This window comes from Cytobacillus sp. Hz8 (assembly GCF_042263505.1).
GTDB lineage: Bacteria > Bacillota > Bacilli > Bacillales > Cytobacillaceae > Bacillus_BE.
Genome location: NZ_JBHKFI010000015.1, coordinates 74,349 through 92,494, shown reverse-complemented (window position 1 = coordinate 92,494; position 18,146 = coordinate 74,349). Strand labels below are relative to the sequence as shown.

14 protein-coding genes are annotated in these 18,146 nt (G+C 36.3%); 10 read left to right on the top strand and 4 right to left on the bottom strand.

Going from position 1 to position 18,146, the window contains the following annotated elements:
- Positions 1-417 precede the first annotated feature (417 nt).
- Positions 418-1,380: a helix-turn-helix transcriptional regulator gene (locus ACE38V_RS16865; protein ID WP_375843030.1), complete on the bottom strand. Its 963-nt coding sequence runs from the start codon at positions 1,378-1,380 to the stop codon at positions 418-420.
- Between the two features lie 111 nt (positions 1,381-1,491).
- Between ACE38V_RS16865 and ACE38V_RS16860 the strand changes: the two genes are divergently transcribed.
- Together ACE38V_RS16860 and ACE38V_RS16855 are read left to right on the top strand one after the other, a co-directional pair.
- Positions 1,492-1,971 (top strand): GyrI-like domain-containing protein, encoded by a 480-nt coding sequence (locus ACE38V_RS16860; RefSeq protein ID WP_375843029.1) that lies wholly within the window; start codon positions 1,492-1,494, stop codon positions 1,969-1,971.
- A gap of 23 nt (positions 1,972-1,994) precedes the next feature.
- Positions 1,995-2,459: a phage tail protein gene (locus tag ACE38V_RS16855; RefSeq protein ID WP_375843027.1), complete on the top strand. Its 465-nt coding sequence runs from the start codon at positions 1,995-1,997 to the stop codon at positions 2,457-2,459.
- Between the two features lie 266 nt (positions 2,460-2,725).
- Here the strand turns inward: ACE38V_RS16855 and ACE38V_RS16850 are convergent, their stop codons facing one another.
- Positions 2,726-4,429: a putative bifunctional diguanylate cyclase/phosphodiesterase gene (locus ACE38V_RS16850; RefSeq protein ID WP_375843025.1), complete on the bottom strand. Its 1,704-nt coding sequence runs from the start codon at positions 4,427-4,429 to the stop codon at positions 2,726-2,728.
- 660 nt (positions 4,430-5,089) lie between these two features.
- Between ACE38V_RS16850 and ACE38V_RS16845 the strand changes: the two genes are divergently transcribed.
- Genes ACE38V_RS16845 through ACE38V_RS16835 form a run of 3 tightly spaced genes read left to right on the top strand, consistent with a single transcriptional unit; the run spans position 5,090 to position 9,255 of the window.
- Positions 5,090-7,903: a cation-translocating P-type ATPase gene (locus tag ACE38V_RS16845; RefSeq protein WP_375843023.1), complete on the top strand. Its 2,814-nt coding sequence runs from the start codon at positions 5,090-5,092 to the stop codon at positions 7,901-7,903.
- A gap of 21 nt (positions 7,904-7,924) precedes the next feature.
- On the top strand, positions 7,925-8,575 hold the full coding sequence (locus ACE38V_RS16840) for a potassium channel family protein (protein ID WP_375843021.1): 651 nt from the start codon (positions 7,925-7,927) through the stop codon (positions 8,573-8,575).
- 11 nt (positions 8,576-8,586) lie between these two features.
- Positions 8,587-9,255, top strand: coding sequence for a potassium channel family protein (locus tag ACE38V_RS16835; RefSeq protein WP_375843019.1), 669 nt, complete (start codon positions 8,587-8,589; stop codon positions 9,253-9,255).
- 143 nt (positions 9,256-9,398) lie between these two features.
- Here the strand turns inward: ACE38V_RS16835 and pdxR are convergent, their stop codons facing one another.
- The gene (gene pdxR / locus ACE38V_RS16830; RefSeq protein ID WP_375843017.1) at positions 9,399-10,799 is read right to left on the bottom strand and encodes a MocR-like pyridoxine biosynthesis transcription factor PdxR; all 1,401 of its coding nucleotides are present in this window, start codon (positions 10,797-10,799) and stop codon (positions 9,399-9,401) included.
- 166 nt (positions 10,800-10,965) lie between these two features.
- Between pdxR and ACE38V_RS16825 the strand changes: the two genes are divergently transcribed.
- Both ACE38V_RS16825 and ACE38V_RS16820 read left to right on the top strand, forming a co-directional pair.
- Positions 10,966-11,379 carry a DUF2000 domain-containing protein gene (locus ACE38V_RS16825; RefSeq protein WP_375843016.1) on the top strand — a complete coding sequence of 138 codons (414 nt, stop codon included), beginning with the start codon at positions 10,966-10,968 and terminating at the stop codon, positions 11,377-11,379.
- A 160-nt stretch (positions 11,380-11,539) separates the two neighbouring features.
- The gene (locus ACE38V_RS16820; protein ID WP_375843014.1) at positions 11,540-12,871 is read left to right on the top strand and encodes an APC family permease; all 1,332 of its coding nucleotides are present in this window, start codon (positions 11,540-11,542) and stop codon (positions 12,869-12,871) included.
- Between the two features lie 370 nt (positions 12,872-13,241).
- On the opposite strand, the gene ACE38V_RS16815 is transcribed toward ACE38V_RS16820, so the two are convergent.
- Positions 13,242-13,415, bottom strand: a complete 174-nt coding sequence (locus ACE38V_RS16815; RefSeq protein ID WP_375843012.1) for a DUF4083 family protein — start codon at positions 13,413-13,415, stop codon at positions 13,242-13,244.
- A gap of 892 nt (positions 13,416-14,307) precedes the next feature.
- Here ACE38V_RS16815 and ACE38V_RS16810 point away from each other — a divergent pair.
- From ACE38V_RS16810 to ACE38V_RS16800, 3 genes are all read left to right on the top strand, one after another.
- Positions 14,308-14,886 carry a hypothetical protein gene (locus ACE38V_RS16810; RefSeq protein ID WP_375843010.1) on the top strand — a complete coding sequence of 193 codons (579 nt, stop codon included), beginning with the start codon at positions 14,308-14,310 and terminating at the stop codon, positions 14,884-14,886.
- Positions 14,887-15,457: 571 nt separating this feature from the next.
- Positions 15,458-17,137 (top strand): methyl-accepting chemotaxis protein, encoded by a 1,680-nt coding sequence (locus ACE38V_RS16805; protein WP_375843006.1) that lies wholly within the window; start codon positions 15,458-15,460, stop codon positions 17,135-17,137.
- A gap of 583 nt (positions 17,138-17,720) precedes the next feature.
- A complete protein-coding gene (locus ACE38V_RS16800; RefSeq protein ID WP_375843004.1) occupies positions 17,721-18,017 on the top strand; it encodes a WXG100 family type VII secretion target in 297 nt (98 codons plus the stop codon).
- The last annotated feature ends 129 nt before the right edge of the window (positions 18,018-18,146 follow it).

The window sequence follows — 18,146 nt, the reverse complement described above, 5'->3', positions numbered from 1 at the left end:
AGGAATTTTCCTAAATTTGATTGAAAAAAATGACGAAATTTGCTTTATTTTTTATAAAGACTGGTTATTTTTTTAATGCCTCGGGGTTTACCTATCTTATGTTTAATATCAACAAGCCACTTAGAACCCATTTGCACTTTTTCTTCTTCCAAGAACAGCCCTTCTGTAGATGTGTCCTTTCATAAAATAAAAACTCGCAAAATTGCTTTGTTAATTTTGAATTGTATCATCAGCATTTTGAATAGCTTATTCATTATCCTTGATTTTAGAATCTATTACTGAGCTATTGGTATGCTTATTTTACTGTTATAACAAGTTTTTGTATTGCACAATATATATTGTATAGGGCTAGTGACAGCTTTACTGGTACTACCCCTGGCCAAGCTCAAAATTATTTAGGTTTTAACTGGCCATTGCTTATGGACAGTATAAGCATAATCTCTCTTGCAAACCCTCTAATACTTCTTTTGGCATTTCCTTGACTTTGATATCCTTACCTAGGAAAAGTAGCCAGTTTGTTATTTCGGTCAATTCTTTGGGATTATTAACATTGATAAAAGTCTTTAGAATGGCTTTGGTTTGGTAAGGATTCGTATAGGAAATTGTAATCTTTAAAGGATGGTATTTTTTGAACTGGGCAATTGCTTTTGGGCCTAGCTCAAGGACAAGGTTGATTACTTCTTCCTGCTTATTTATTAATTCTAAAATCTTTTTTTTACTTAATCTTTTTTCTGTCGGGTAGGGTTTGACATTGGTGAGCTGATCGACAGGAAAAATCTGTTTTTTTTCTTCCTTTAAGTCAAAGCCTTCAATCAGCCAAAGACTTTTTTCACGATAAAGGTGCAAGAGATAAATTGGATAAGACTTTACTACCTTCTCTTCTTGGACGGTAATAAATAAATAGCTATCCAAAAGAAGGATTTGAATCAGTTTTTCTAACATGGGATGGGGGAGGTCTGAAAGATCAAGTAGGTCAGGATTATAGGGATTGGTCCCTTCAAAAAGCAAGATTTGATTTAAAAGAAAAAGATCATCTTGCTGGTTTTCTGAGATGAGGCCTAGTAATTTTTCAGCAAGAGACTGACGACTCTTTAGATAGGGGAGCTGTTGATTTCTTGTAGCCATAAAGGCAATAAAAAGAGCTTTGACCTCATTATCGGTAAATCTAACAACGGGTAGAACAGAGTTGCGCATAACAGAATAGCCCCCATCTCTTCCAACTTCAGCGACAAGTGGCATTCCCATGGCCTCAATTTCTCTGATATCTCTAATAGCTGTCGAACGAGAGATGTTAAATTCTCGCATGATTTCAGAGATCGTAAAGTGGGCGCGGTTGTTGATATACCGCATCATAACATTAATCCGTTCAACTTTTTTCATTGGGACTCCTAAACAGTATCATTTTTTGACATGATTTAAGGCTATCATAGACTCATCAAGTGAAAAAGGCAAATCATTTGATTCATTTTAAAAAAAAGGAAGGTTTTGAATATGGCAGATTATACCTTAGAAGAAAAGGACAGCTTTACCGTAATAGGTATTGGAACTGAGCTTAAGAGCGATTACACAGATTTTGTAGGCATAAACAAGGAAAAGTCAGACTTTTGGCAGAATATCAGCAAAGATGGAAGGCTTGCCACTTTAAAAGCCATGGCCACAAATGATTACGTATTTGCCGTGAACGAAGCGGTGAATAACAAGATGATGCATTATGCCGGCGTCATGACAGAAGCAGAGGCACCGGAAGAAGCCAGAGTTATCCAATTTCCTAAGGGGGAATATCTAGTTGTTCAAGGGGAAGGGAAAACAGCTGAAGAATTAAAGAATAAGCTTACTGGCCTTGCCTTTGGTCAGGTCCTTCCGGAAGCGAAGAATTTTGCCTATGTTGGTGGGCCAAATGCAACAGTTGAGATGGGGCAGCGGAACGGCTTAGCTTTTGGTGAAATATGGATTCCAGTTGTTGGGAAATAAAGAGATAAAAGGGGGGAATGGAAATGTCTTATATTGTTGATTTTAAAAATGTGTCTACGGTTGGTTTAGAGTCTTCACCTGTAGCCGAAGCGCTTGCTGGTTTACGTGCTAATGAAGCCCGTTACTTTATGAATAAATATAAGCATGAATTTACTGTCATACCAGCTAGTGAATCCTGCGAGACCCTTGATTATGTGAACCGAATTTTGCAAGAAGAACGTGATATTGAGTTTGCAGCCAAGCCTTTAGAAACGTCGCGTTTTCAAGTGGAAAATATCAAGATGGCCTACGTCTTTTATGAGGATGGTCTTGAGGTCAACGTCATGTATACGGTTGATGACCCTAAGAAGCGGGCTGTTGGTTTTAAGCTTTCTGAGGGGATGGAAATACCAAAGGAGTTAGAAGGAAAGTTTAAGTTTGCTAGGCAGAAGTCTAAACTAGCAGGAACAATTCGGGGCTCGTTTTTTGTAATCAAAGGAGAATATTAAAGTAACCAAAAGCGTAAGTGGAGGATCCCTGCCATTTTTGTATTTGGTCATTCTTTTTCTCCATTGGAATTTGTGAAAGCTATTTTCTCTCTAGGTAAAAAATAGCTTTCACTCGCTAGAAAAGTAATCATGCTCCATAGCTGTTTTTAAAAACAGAAAAGGCCCTTCTTTATCTAAACTTCGGAATTTCTTCTTCTTTCAGCTGCTCAATCGTCTTATTTTCTTTTTTGTCTTTTTCAATAAGTAATCAAGGGCTCCTTCACATGTTAAGGAACCCTAAATATTATATTTTCATTGGTCTTTAAATGCATTTCTTGAAATAGCCTTTCCACCTTGTTTACAGATAATGGTGGACTGTAAAAATATCCTTGCCCAAATCCGCATTGATAATTTTTTAGGATATTAATTTGCTTCTCATTTTCAATACCTTCAGCGACAAGCTCAAAATTTAAATTTTGTCCCATTTGAATAATTGCTTTTACAAGTGCATTTTTATTAGAATTTGTTTCATGATCTTTTATAAAGGACTGATCGATTTTTAGATAATCAATGGGAAGTTCATTAAGGACACTTAGCGAAGAATAGCCTGTCCCAAAATCATCAATCGATATTTTAATTCCTATTCCTTTCAATTGATTTATAATATTTAACGATTTTTTAGTGTTATTCATTATACTTTCTGTTATTTCAATTGTAAGATATTTAGGTTCTAAGCCTGTCTTTGATAAAACCTCAATGATGTAGTTGACAAAGTAAGGGTCGTTAAATTGACGAACTGAAACATTTACAGAAGTATGCAAGGAAGTAAAACCTTTTTCGTGCCATTTTTTTGTTTGTTTACAAGCCGTTTCTATCACCCATTTTCCAATTGGGATAATAAGTCCAGTTTCCTCTGCTAAAGGGATAAATTCCAATGGAGAGATCAATCCCATATCAGGATGATTCCAGCGAAGGAGAGCTTCCACACCTATAATTTCATCCGTAATTAATTCAATTTGTGGCTGATAATATAAAACTAATTCTTTGTTTTCAATCACTTTTCTTAAAGCTTGCTCCAAAACCATTTTTTGCTCGAGGCTGCTATCAAGCTTTGATGTGTAAAATTGAAAGTTGTTTTTGCCCTTTTCTTTAGCTAAATACATGGCTTTGTCGGCATTTTTTATTAAAGAATCGGCTTTTGCACCGTCTCTTGGATATAAGCTTATTCCTATGCTTGGCGTTATGAAAAGTTCTTCGTCACTTAAGAAAAATGGATTGGAAAACTCATTGAGGATTTGTTGCCCCATTTGTTTAGATTCTCGCTTTCCTGAACCTTTAAGTAAAATGATAAATTCGTCTCCACCTTGTCTCGATACTATATCTCTTGGTCTAACAAGTTGTTTTAATAGTTTAGACACTAGCTGTAACAGCTCATCTCCAGCTCCATGACCTTTCGTATCATTTACCATTTTAAACCGGTCCAAATCCAAGGATAATACTGCCAATTCCTGTTCATTCCGTTGATTTATTTCCGTAGAAAGATGTCTATTTAACATATAGCGGTTAGGCAATCCTGTCAAATAATCATTGTATGCAAAGTACTCCAAATCTTTTGTTTGCAGTTGTAATTGTTGATTTGCCTCTTCAAGGTTATGCTGCTTTTGTTTGATTTGAGTTGTGAGAAAATTAGTCGCTAAAATTGCCAAAATCTTCATCACTGTTGTAGAAATAAATATTTGAATATCATGGTATTGAATTTCAGAAGTATGTATGGATTCCCCGAATTCCCAGCTGAAATGTAAAAGAATTGTAAGGATACTAAATACAAGAGCTCTTGATAAACTCAAATAATAAATAGCAAAATAAATAGGGATCAAATGAAGAAACCAGATAAATTCTGTTGAACTTTCATTATATTGCTCAACAATAATTGGAAAGAAAACTAAAAAGATGTTTAAAACAATAATTTTGAACGGAACTTTATGATACACCATATTCACTCCTTGTTCTTTCGCTTTTTTATACGAAAAAACTTATTGACATAAATATTTTGAACTTGACATATTCACCAATGAGGTTGAATTAAGTTTCGGAGAGTAATCCATATTTAATCACTGGTACGCTCTTTAGCTTTCAAAAGTGAAATTTCGAAGTAATAGATAGTACTTTAGAACTGATTTCATTATATATTGATTGTTAAATTTTTAGTTAATAATATCTTTTTATATATTAGTAGATTTTCCGAAACTTAGGACCTGTTATTATTTAGTGTGTATTATGGAAAAGATAGAGGTTTCCTGCCGTTGTAGACGGAGTTATGAAAAATAAGCAGTATTAAATGGAATATTTTTTGCAGCATTACCTGTTTTTTGTCATAATACTACCGATTCTACTTAAATCAAAAATATATTTTATTCGGCTTTTTCGGCATATCTATCCCCTTATCAATACGTCTTATCATTATTAAAGCAAAACAATAAATCCTTGAAGATCCTTCTTCTTTTCACATCAGATGGCCAAATCAAAGTTAACAAAGGGTTCTAATAATTCCTTCTCTTATCGCGGTATAATTTAATTATACAAAGGATACAAGCCTCTTCGTAAAACTTGGGACTTATGTCGAGAAAAGTTTGAGCATGGGGGACTTAAAAATGGATGAGAGAAAAAACTTTGAGCAAACGATATCTAAATTGGTTCCAGGTCAAGTCTTTGAAACATTACAGACGAAGGAAGAAGGTCTGACGACGGAAGAAGCGCAAATAAGGCTGAAAAAGTATGGGAAAAACATCATAAAAGAAAATCAGGGAAAGCCTCTTTACTTACAATTTTTAGCCTGCTTTACCAGTATGATGGCGATTCTCTTATGGATTAGCGGCGCTATTGCATTTTTGGCGCAAATGCCTGAGTTGGGAATTGCTGTTTGGTGTGTCAATCTTATTAATGGCGTATTTAGTTTTATACAGGAATATCGTGCAGGTAAAGCTACGCAAGCATTAAAAGGAATGCTCTCTTCCTATGCACGTGTCATTCGCGATGGACAAGAAAAGCAAATACTCGCAGATGATCTTGTGCCGGGAGATGTAATAGTAATGGAGGAAGGCGATAAAATTTCTGCTGATGGACGGCTTGTCATGGCAAGTGATTTACAGGTCAATCAATCGGCGCTAACGGGAGAGTCAAATCCCGTTCGTAAATTTTCCGATCCAATCAACCGTGAGGGGATAACAAGCTTTGAAACTCCCAATTTGATTTTTACGGGAAGTACGGTCTCAAGCGGTACTGGAAAAGCGATTGTTGTCAAAACGGGTATGGATACTGAATTTGGGGAAATCGCCCATTTGACCCAAAATGTTATTCATAAAATGAGCCCGTTGCAAAAGGAATTGAATCGTCTGACGAAACAAATCTCAATTATTGCCTCTGCATTTGGCACGGCTTTCTTTTTATTGGCGATTTTCTTTGTGAAAAATCCGGTTTCGGAATCGTTTATTTTTGCCTTGGGGATTATTGTCGCTTTTATTCCGGAAGGTTTATATCCAACTGTTACCCTTTCATTGGCAAAGGGTGTACAACGGATGGCAAAGAAAAATGCCCTTGTTAAGAACCTCTCTTCGGTTGAAACACTGGGTTGTACGTCTGTTATTTGTACTGACAAGACTGGGACGTTAACCCAAAATGAAATGACTGTCAACAGAATCTGGCTTCCGGACAGAGAACTGGAAGTCACGGGTACTGGATTTGCCCCAGAAGGGAAAATCATGGATCATGGCGAGAGTATTTCGGCAAATTCCAATCCGACACTAAAATTGCTAGTAACAGCGGCAAGCCTTTGCAGCAATGCAAGAGTTGTTCCGCCAAATGAAGAAAATCCTGCATATACCGTTTTGGGCGACCCAACGGAGGCTTGTTTGGAGGTTATTGCTGAAAAAGCAGGATTGATGGTGGAAAATTTGCAGCAAGAACAGCCAAGGGTCCGTGAACTGCATTTTGATTCAAGAAGAAAAAGGATGACAACCATTCATCAATTACCAACGCCGGTGAACGGGAAAAATCGGGTGGCCTATACAAAGGGAGCCCCAAAAGAAATGGTTGATTTATGTGAAACGGTATTTATAAACGGTGCTGTCTTCCCATTAACGGCTGAAATGAAAAGAAAGACGATGGAGGCTAATGATGGATATGCACGGTCCGGTTTACGTGTTTTGGCTGTTGCTGTTCGATACATTGGCGAAGAAGACAACAAGATTTCAGGGAACTTAAATTCTTACACACAGGAGAATGTCGAGCAAAAGATGACTTTGATTGGGTTAGTAGTGATGGCTGATCCACCGCGTCCGGAAGTAGCTGAAGCCGTTGCAAATTGTCATAAGGCTGGGATTCGTATTGTGATGATTACGGGTGATTATGGTCTAACAGCAGAAAGTATCGCAAAGCGCATAGGGGTTGTTCAAGGCGTTCATCCCCGTGTGGTTACCGGTATTGAAATGGAAAATATGTCTGACGATGAATTACGGATAGCATTAAAGGAGGAAATTATTTTTGCCCGTGTGGCACCAGAGCAAAAATACCGGGTAGTTGATCTCTTACAACAAATTGGAGAAATTGTAGCTGTTACTGGGGATGGCGTCAATGATGCACCGGCACTTAAGAAAGCAGACATTGGCATTGCCATGGGAATCTCAGGAACGGATGTTGCAAAGGAAGCGGCAGATATGATTTTAACCGATGATAATTTTGCTTCGATTGTCCAAGCAGTTGAGCAAGGCCGAGCGGTATATAACAATATTCGAAAATTCCTGCTCTATATTTTAAATAGTAATATGGCTGAAGCAGTTCCTTCTGCGTTCTTCCTATTTTCAAAAGGGGCCATACCCTTGCCATTGACAATCATGCAAATTTTGTCAATCGACCTCGGTTCCGATTTAGTTCCTGCATTGGGATTGGGTTCTGAGGAGCCGGAAAAAGGAACGATGAACAAGCCGCCAAGAAACTTAAATGAATCTTTATTGAATAAAAAAATTGTCCTAAAGGCCTTCTGTTGGTATGGGATTCTGGCATCTATCGCCTCAATGTCTTCCTTCTTCTTCGTTAACTATATCAATGGATATTCAGCAGCAAATTTTGCTCCTGTGGGCAGCAAAATTTATACGGTTGCGACGACAATGACCCTTTCCGGACTCATTTTTAGCCAAATTGGAGCTGTAATGAACTGCCGTACCGAAAATCAATCTGTTATTAAAAAGGGACTTTGGAATAATCGAACCATCAACGTTGGAATTATCATACAAGTTCTTTTTCTTGGATTAATGATGTATGTTCCTTTCATGCAAGATGTATTTGGAACAGCACCAATTGGAGTAAAAAGCTGGTTCTTCTTTTTCTTAATTCCTCCAATCATTTTAATAATAGAAGAAATACGCAAAGCTTTTTCACGACATTTGGCTGTGAAAAGGAAGAAATCATAGAAAAGGAGTGTGGGGGAGGCAATGAAGGATATTATTATTGGATGCAGTCAGACAGGAGCCCTGTTGGCTATTCATCTGGTGAACAAGGGACATGAAGTGACGATTATCGACCGGCATGAAGTTGCTTTTAAGAAGTTACCCGGTGCCTTTCGGGGGGAAACCATTGTAGGGTTTGGAATTGATAAGGAAATTTTAGAATCAGCTGATATCAGAATGGTTGATTCAGTCGTTTCCTGTACGGATAATGATGAAACGAATGCTTTAATAGCAAGTATTGCCAAAAATGAATATCATGTTCCGCGTGTTGTTGCTCGTATATATGACTCGAGGAAAGCACATATTTACCAAAGCTTTGGAATTCAAACCATTTCACCTACTATGTGGGGCGTACAAAGAATAACGGAATTATTAAGCAACGACCAACTGGACAGTGTTTGGGTCACGGAAAATGGGAATGTTGAATTAGTCAGGATTGAAATTCCCGCGTTGCTGATTGGACACCCCGTAAGTGAAATAAGTAGTTTAGGAGAAATAAAAGTTGTCACAATAGAACGTGAGAATAAGGCATTTATCCCTGTGGCTGGTACCGTTTTGAATGCTCAGGATCATCTTTATATTGCAGTGGATGCAACGGCTAAAGGCAAGTTAAAGGCCATGATGGGATTGGAATAGGGGGGAGAACAATGAATGTCATCATTATCGGTGGAGGTCAAGCAGGTACACATATTGGAAAGCTATTGTTGGAAAACGATATCCATATTAAAATGATCGAAAATAACGAATCTGCTGCCCAAAAAATACGGAACCAATTTTATGAAGATATCATCATTATTGGAAGCGGCACAGACCCCAATACATTGGAAGCAGCAGGCATTCAATCAGCAGATGTCATGGTCGCAGTGACGGGCAGTGATGAAGTGAATCTTGTTGCCTCTACCATCGCTAAGTTTGAATTTGGGATTCCCCGTGTAGTGGCGCGCGTCAACAATCCACGCAATGCGTGGCTCTATAATCGTGATATGGGTGTTGACGTTTCCATCAACCAATCAGAGATTATTGCCCAAATTGTCATGGAAGAAGTAGATATGGATCATATCACGACATTGATGGAATTAAATCGGGGCAATTTATCGATTGCAAAAATTACGGTTCAGGCCGAATCCAGTGTTATTTCAAAAGCGATCAAAGAAATTGATATTCCCCCAAAATGTGTCTTCATTGCCATTTTGCGCAATGAAGATGAAGTTGTGATTCCACGTGGTGATACGATTATTGAACTAAACGATAACATTCTACTTTTAGCAGATGAAAGCGCGGAAAAAGCAATTAATATTATTTTCTCTGGGGCATAATGTAAAAAGTATAGTAGCCTAATATGGAAAAAGACATTGAGGATTTTAACGGAGGCTTCCCACAAGTTGAGCGAACTTGTGGGAAGCTTCTTTTTTGTCCTGCGTTAAATTGTGATAAAACTTTATTTGACAGACCCATTATCTTATATAATTCCTTTTTTTAATCTATCGACCCCTTCTTCAATTTCGTTTGCTGTTAAATTCCCATAGCCTAATATTATTTTATTTTTGTGAGTTCCTTTTTGAATTGTATGAAGTTCAACGGGGTAAATTTTAACTTTATGTGTCTCTGATAATTGTTGAATTTTTTCATCTGAGAAATTTGTATTCTTGAACTCTGCAATTAGATGAAGTCCTGTGGAATCTCCTGATATATGAACATGATCACCAAATTTTTTTACTAAACATTTTTTTGCATGATCTCTTCGATTTCTATAAACTTTTCTCATTCTTCTAATATGTCTTTCCAGATGTCCTTCATCGATAAAACGGGCAATGCTAATTTGTTGTAGTGAAGGAGTATGAAGATCGGTGAACCATTTTAATTCCTGACATCGTTTGGTTAGGGCAGGAGGTAGAATGATATATCCCAATCTAAGGGCTGGTGATAATATTTTACTAAATGTTCCAATATATATGACTCGATTCGGATCAAGCCCTTGGAGTGAATTAATAGAACCACCTTGATAACGGAATTCGCTGTCATAATCATCTTCAACAATAAAGCAATCTACTTTTCTAGCGAATTGAATGAGCTGAATTCTTCTTTGAATAGGCAACGTCCCTCCAAGCGGAAACTGATGGGAGGGGGTGACAAAAATGAAACTAGGCTTTCTATTAAGTGGAATCAGTTCTGTTTTCATCCCTTGTTCGTCCACTGGTATAGGAAAAAGCGATGCCCCTGTAGAGGTAAATATTGTTTGGATTTCATGAGTGATAGGATCTTCAATCATGACTTCGTCCCCGGGGGAAAGTAATAATTTAGCTAAAAGAGATAAAGCTTGAGTGGCTCCAGAGGTAATAACTATTTGATCTGGATGGCAATCCACCCCTCTATGTCTTTTTAAATAATGGGACAGGATATGACGTAATTCAATTCTTCCTTCAGGTTGACCATATCCAAATACGGAATTCGAAGTGTCTGTACAGACTTGTTTTGCGATTTGCCCCCATATATTTCTAGGAAACATATCTAAAGCAGGAAGCCCGGAACGAAAATCAATCACATCATTGGTCTTTTCTTCCAAATGTTGAATTTCAAAAAAAGAGAGAGAATCTTGTTTCTCTTGCGGATCCAAGTACGTTCCTTCAGCAACGTATGTACCCGAACCTTGACGGCCTTCAATATATCCTTCTGCGAATAATTGATCATAAGCCTCTACTACCACATTTCGCGAAATTCCTAAGTTTGCTGCGAGTTCTCGAGTAGGTGGAAGGCATTCCCCGGCTATAAGTTCCCCATGTAATATACGTGTTCGAATTTGTTCATACACTTGACGAATTAAAGATATATCTCGTGTTCGATCAATTGGTATCCAAATCATTTTTTTCATCCTTTTTCAAATTGGTCCTATAAATTTCTCTTCAAATTGGTTCTTATCCCTTCCATTTTATCATGCTAAATTATTAAAGGGAGAGTAAATTACAGATATTAGGAAACAACAATGGATTATTGGTATTGTTCAGTCATATGGAAATGGGGGAATCATGATGGAAATGAAATGTGTAATGGTTATTGATTCAGAATTGCCAACAGGGTTAATTGCGAATACAGCTGCTGTGTTGGCTCTTACTTTAGGAAAGAAAATGGAAGAAACTATCGGGCCAACGGTTATAGATGGAAGCGGTAATTCTCATGAAGGGATAACGACGATCCCGATTCCTATTTTGAAGGGGGATTCTTTAAAGATTAAAGAGTTAAGAGATAAGGGATTTAATGAAGAATTTTCCGATTTGCTAGTAGTGGATTTTAGCCATATAGCTCAGACAACTAATCATTATGAAGAATATACCCAAAAGATAGCGGCATTCACAGCGGATGATCTCGATTATTTAGGATTGGCTTTATATGGGGATAAGAAAAAAGTGAATAAACTAACTGGTAGTTTGGGGCTTTTAAGATAATAGGTGGAATTCAAATGCAATATATATTAGAAAATTTGAATGTGATTTCTAAAGGAATTTTTGGGTGGGAGTGAAGAGTATCTAAATGAAACATCAATAGGATTAGTGATATTAATCGATTTTACTATTGATCAGACTTCAAAAATAAAGGGGGAATTTCATGAATTTAAAAAGAGATTTAGGATGGAAGGAGGCTACTGCTCTTGGTACTGGTGCAATGGTTGGCGCAGGAATATTTATTTTAAGTGGAGTTGCAGCTGGGAAGGCTGGCCCCGCTGTGATGCTTGCCTTTATTCTAGCGGCTATTTTAGAAATCTTACTTGGATTATGCTATGCAGAATTAGCATCAAAATATCCTAGGGCGGGAGGAGCTTATGAATATGTTAGTCAAACGATGGGCTCTTTTGTTGGGGCGTTGGTTGGATGGTCCTACTGGGGGGCGTGGCTTGCGGCAAGTAGTTTTGTGTCACAAGGGTTTGGAAACTATCTTCACTCTTTAACGGGTGCTCCTTCATTAATAAGTGCTGTCATGCTCCTTCTTGTTTTGGGTGCTTTCAATATGCTGGGAATTAAGTTCAGTGGTGCTATTCAAGTGGGAATGGTATTAGTTGAAATTATTGTGCTCGTTATATTTTTTGCTTTAGGTTTTGTTCATGTTGATTATTCCTTATATGTCCCGCTTGCGCCTAATGGATTAAAAGGTATTCTTTCTGCATCTTTAGTAGGTTTTCTTTCTATGGTCGGCTGGGACGTCATTGTAGATGCAGGCGAAGAAATGAAACATCCGAGTAAAACTATTCCAAAAGCCATTTTATCGTCCATTATCATCGTACTTGTCTTGTATTCTGGGCTTTTATTTGTTTCTACGGGGGTAGTATCTTGGCAGCAGCTTGGAATATCAAAGGTTCCGGTTGCTCTTGCCAGTCAACAGTTTTTAGGGGAATTCGGCCCCATATTAATCAGCATCGTTATTGTTATTGCCTTACCTGCGACAGCTAATGCCTTTATTATCTCGATTTCAAGAACAGCATTTGCAATGGGACGTAAAGGATTTTTACCGAAAAAATTAGGAATGATCCATCCACGATTTCAAACTCCTGTTTGGGCGATCCTCCTCGGGGTAAGCATTCAAATTTTGTTTACGTTGGTGAGCTCGATTAACATGGCAGTTAATGCAACAGGCTTTTTATATCTCTTAACTTTCATTTTTACTATACTTGCGTTCTTTTTTTCAAGAAGAAAATCGGCAAAGGGAGAAAGAACTGACTGGTTTTCAGCTCCTTTTTTTCCTTTTTTACCAGCTTTAGCTTTAATTATCTGCCTTTGCTTGCTAGTTCCAGTTGGAAGTTCAGGCTTTTTTTCAGGCTTGGCTTGGTTAGCTGTTGGAATAGGAATCTATTTAATTCGTTTAAAGTCAATTAAGGCAACTGATCGGAGAGAAGCGAAAGAAAATAAGGTGAAAGGGGCTGACCGAAAAGTGGAGTTCCTCTAAAATCTAGTAATTAAGAATGCTGATATATCATGGTTCTGAAACATGAAAAGGGGTATCCAAAAGTTGAAAATACGACTTTCTGGCACCCCCCAGTTAATGAGCGAATATGCCAACTCCGGGATTAAATCAGGGTAAAATCTTTTATTTTGGATTGTTCTACTAATAATTATGAACCAAATACTTTATATCTGTTAAAGGCAATAGTCACTTTCAATAGTTTTTGATTGTTTCATATGTCTATAAGGGATTATGAATCATTTTTTATGTGTTATGGGAAATTATATGAAGTTAATCTCAAAAATGCTCTAATCGTGATTGAGTTAAAGCTGAAAAATAGAAACCCTGTAACAAGATATCATGGCAAAAATGTCTACTTCTTTTTATCCTCTTCAAGCAATTCAATAATCCTATCCAATTTTTCATTCAATTCCATATCATTCTGGGTTCGTACATCTTTATAAAAAAGTAATCTACGCAAAAAAAGAGCAAATGAGACTGTTCCTAGAATTAATAATGCAATTACTAACAATTCCCCAATATACATGATTATCCTCCCGTGCTTTTGGATAATTATACCATAAGTTGCTGTGTTTAATAAACAAGATAAAGATAAGGCAAAGCACTGAGATGACCTATAAAAAGGGAGGGCAGATGAATGTATACCCTCCAGAATATTAACGCCGATTTTCGACAAGGTCTGTTGGCTCAAATATGGTTGCTTTCCTCTTTAGATAAATATCTGGGGAAAGTGTAACGATTTTCTAATAGCTTGTCTAGTTCCTGTGGTGGTGGCTTAAGGGCCGCTTTTTTATTGAAATAGATTATTCGATATTATTGTAAATTAAAAAAAGAGAATATAGTCCTAGAAATTCTAAAATAAGAATCCCCCTTTTAATCATATTCTCCTTTTTAAAAATTCCTTGGACCTACTTCGACATTTTCTATAACTAAATTCCTAAATTCCCCTATAAATAAAAGGAATAAACTACCAGACAAAAATCGACAAAATCCTTAGTTGCGTTTGACGAGTGAATAGAGAAAATGTTAGTAAGTATATAGATGTATTTTTCAGAAAATTATAAGTGCTGTTGGAGGATCATTCAATAGAGGCTTTTAAAGTGTGCTTTTGATTAACGAAGGTATTTAACTTTAAGACAAAAAAATTGCACAGCAGGAGCTAATAAAAAATCATTCTATATAATTGGGGATTAACAATGCCAAAGTATCAAACACCATCAGGAATAGGTATGTTGTTAATAGGGGTACTCTTTCTCAACATACCTTACTTTTCTGTAATTAATCTATGGATATAATAGTTTCGTAATTGTAAAAAGAGATATGATTGAATCTCTGAAAAACTCAAAAATGGATTTAAGAGTGTATTCGGTTAATAAGGGTAAATGTTTAAAAATCTAATTGGGAAGGGGAGAATGAATATGCCAAAATATTTAACACCAGCGTCCATAGCTCTTTTAGTTTTAGGAGTAATGACTCTCCCTCTTCCATATTTTTCATTTATCAATCTTTGGATTTATGTCATTCTGTCTATTCCATATATCCTTTTTACGATATACCTAGATATTACTGGAAAGGTCCAAAACGAAAAATTAAAGGCTTATTGTGGTTATTATGGCCTTTTATTAATTTGTATTTACTTCGGAATGCCGGCTATTAAACAATTCCATGATCAACCAATTTTTCAACTGAGCATGATCATGGTATGGGTTTTTATCTTTGCAATTTCTGGAAAATTCAAAGATACCCTGATTAAAATAACTCTGCCAAGCGGGGAAGATAATAAATATAAAATCTATTCCGGTTTATACTACGGCTTCATTGTCCTTGTCGTGTTAGCAGGTGGAGGGGGACATTATAAAGGGGCTGAGTATTTTTCCAGGATATTTGGACATAAGGCAACGATGTACTACTTTACGATTTTACTGCTGCTTTGTGCCTATTGGTTTACCATCTTTACTCAAAGTATAACTACTCGATTTAAAGAATTTAAAAAATAGCTTGGAATTGGTCAGTTTCTATAGCTAAAATAAAGAATGAATTTAGCAAAAGGGCTATGGCCCATCACTCACATATTTTCAGAACTTATAATAGGTGACTTTAGCAGAAAGCTAAAGTCATTTTTTTTGTATTAAATTCCTTTATTTCTTCAGTGATAATATTTTTCAAATTATTTAAGAAACATTTAACAAATATATTGAAATAACAATCGAAGTAGGATAAAATTACCAATTATAAAATAGATATTTTGTACCATCCTTTAATTGAATTCGGCAAGATGCGAGAGAATTTTTATATGAAAACGAAGGAAAACTTCTCAAAATATAGGAGAAAACCATTAGGATAATGGGCTCTAGCTTTTGATTGTGTGATGATTGCCAGGATACCTAATGCTGTTTTCTATGAAAAATATTTGATTAGTTAGCTGTATGGATTTGTGTAGTTTTTTTATTGTTTAATAATACTAATGTTATTGATTAACTGGAAAAGAAGTGATTTATATGTGAAGAAATTTTATTCCTTTCAAGATGATCGCATAAATCGAAAGATGTCTAAACGGGGAGTTGAAAAATGAAGAAGGGTAGAACGGTTAAATCGAAAATACTTGGGGGAATATTAGTCCCCATTATTGCTCTTAGTGTGATTTTTAGTGTAATTATTTTCTTGTTATCAAATTATTTAATTGAGAAGTACATAGTAAAACAAACTGAAGAAAATTTATCTTTGAAAATAGAACAAATTTTTTCTAATGTAGGTGGTTATACTATTGACCGGGCAACAACGGATTCTTCTGTTTATAAACAGCTATTGGCTCAAGCCCGCGTTTTTCAGAAAGACTACGATCTCGAATATGTCTATATCGAAACCGTTAAAGATGGAAAACAGTATATGCTGTTAAGTAATGAAGATGATGAAATGATGGATGAATGGAAATTTACTAAAGACCAGCTAAAGGCACTAAACACTACGAAAATTGTCTCGAGTGATATTTATCAGGATAAGAGTGGATCTCATATTTCTGCCTATAAAAAGATTGATGGAACAGAATCGATTGTCGGGATAGACGCAGATGCAGATTTCATTTCAAGTCTTAAAACGGAAATGATATGGGCATGTCTAATTCTCTCACTCATTTTTATTGGAATCGGAATTGGCATTGCCAGCTTTATTGCGAGGAAAATTTCAAAGCCGATCAAAGAGCTTGTGGTTTCTTCTGGATATGTGAGTGAAGGAGATTTAACGAAGGAAGTTAAAGTGAATGTCCGTGATGAAATTGGACAATTAGCTGCTTCTTTTAATCAAATGAGAGAGAATTTGCGAAATACAATTCTTCAGGTTGGTTCTTCGGCAGAGCAGGTTGTATCCGCCTCTGAGGAATTATTAGCCGGTGCTCAAGAAACAAATGCAGCCACCAACCAAGTTTCAAGCTCCATTAATGAGGTAGCTAACAAGATTGAAATTCAGGGGAAGAAAACAGAAGAAGGTGTTCAAGCAATTGAGGAGATTATTAATGGAATTGTGCAAATTGCTGACAATGCCACTTCTGTAGCAAAAGCATCTGCTGAAACAGAAAAGCAAGCAAGTTTGGGAAATCAATATATTCATAGAGTGACAGAACAAATCAATACGATTAATCAATCGAATATGGAGACGAATAGAGTCATAGAAGAGTTAGAAAAAAGATCAAACGAGATTGGTGAAATTACTCAGCTCATTACGGAAATCGCAGATCAAACGAATCTACTATCTTTGAATGCGGCTATTGAAGCAGCAAGGGCGGGGGAAAATGGAAAAGGCTTTGCTGTTGTTGCGGATGAGGTTCGAAAACTAGCGGAAGAATCGAGAAAGTCTGCTAATGAAATTTCCGAATTGATTCAATTCATTCAAACCGATACAAAGAAAGCAGTAGACATGATGCAAGCAGGTAATAAAGAGGTTGCAAGCGGTTTGAATCTGACAAAAGAAACAAGCAAGAGATTTGAAGGCATTTTATGTTCCATCGATGACGTTAATGCGCAAACACAGGAATTATCAGCGATATCCGAGAAATTATCTGTAAGTGCTCAACAAGTAAATGTCTCTATTGAAGAAACAGCTGAAATTGCGAGAGCAACATCGATAAGCTCAAGCGAGATCGCTTCTGCTACGGAGGAACAACTGGCGTCAATGGAGGAAGTGACTTCGTCTGCCTCCTTCCTAGCTGACTTGTCGGAAAATCTAGGAGAAGTCGTAAAACAGTTTAAGGTATGAAAATATTTTTCTAAATAGAAGAATGTTTGCTGCTTTCTTCATTATCAAAGAATTCAGGAAACAACATAATTTTATTTTTCTTAACCTCCTTTTGTTAAAGGGAGGTTTATTTTTTGAAATTCGCTAGTTTTCTAGTAGTTTTAGCATTTGATGAAAATCCATTAAAATAGTCTTTCCTTTTTCTTATGTTTGAATGGGAGAAAAAAAGGTAAAAATCTACTACAAATTGTAATATTTGAAATATTAAGATGATATTTTGTTTTAATAATAGGTAAATACTCCGTATAAAAATGATACAAACGATTCTATTTTCCTAGAAAATAATTTTGATTTCAAGATAATAATAGAAAATTAGTCACAGTGTGAATTATGTGAATTTTTAGTAAGATTTGACCAGAGTGTAACATAATGGTAAATAATATGTAGGTATATATTTCCATATAGAGTTAGTTTGATCTATGTGAAATGTAGGCTGAATATGAGTGATAGAAACTTTGGCCGCTTTTTACACATAGCTACTATTATAATTTTTTATGTTACAGCCTAATTTATGAATCTTTAAATTAAAAGGAGTGGAAGGAAAATGGCAGGACAAATTCGTATGACCCCCGAAGAGCTTAAATCAAAAGCAACTAGATATGGTCAAGGGTCACAGCAAATTCTAGAAGTTTTAAAATCTCTTTCAAATTTACAAGAAGAATTAAGAGGAGAATGGGAAGGGCGTGCATTTGAACAATTTGATGTTCAATTCAATCAGTTAAGGCCTAAAGTTGAAAATTTTGCTGATCTTTTGGATCAAATTAATAAGCAATTAAACAGAACAGCAGAAGCTGTGGCTCAACATGATGAGCAATTATCTAGAAATTTTGGTCTAAATTAATGTTGCATTTCTATTAATAGCTGAGAACACTAAAGGATCTGTTGGAATCCAATCTTTCTTAAAACAAAAAGCCACGCGACTATGGTTGTGTGGCTTTTACTAGTGATTGGAAGAATGCCAGCATTTTCA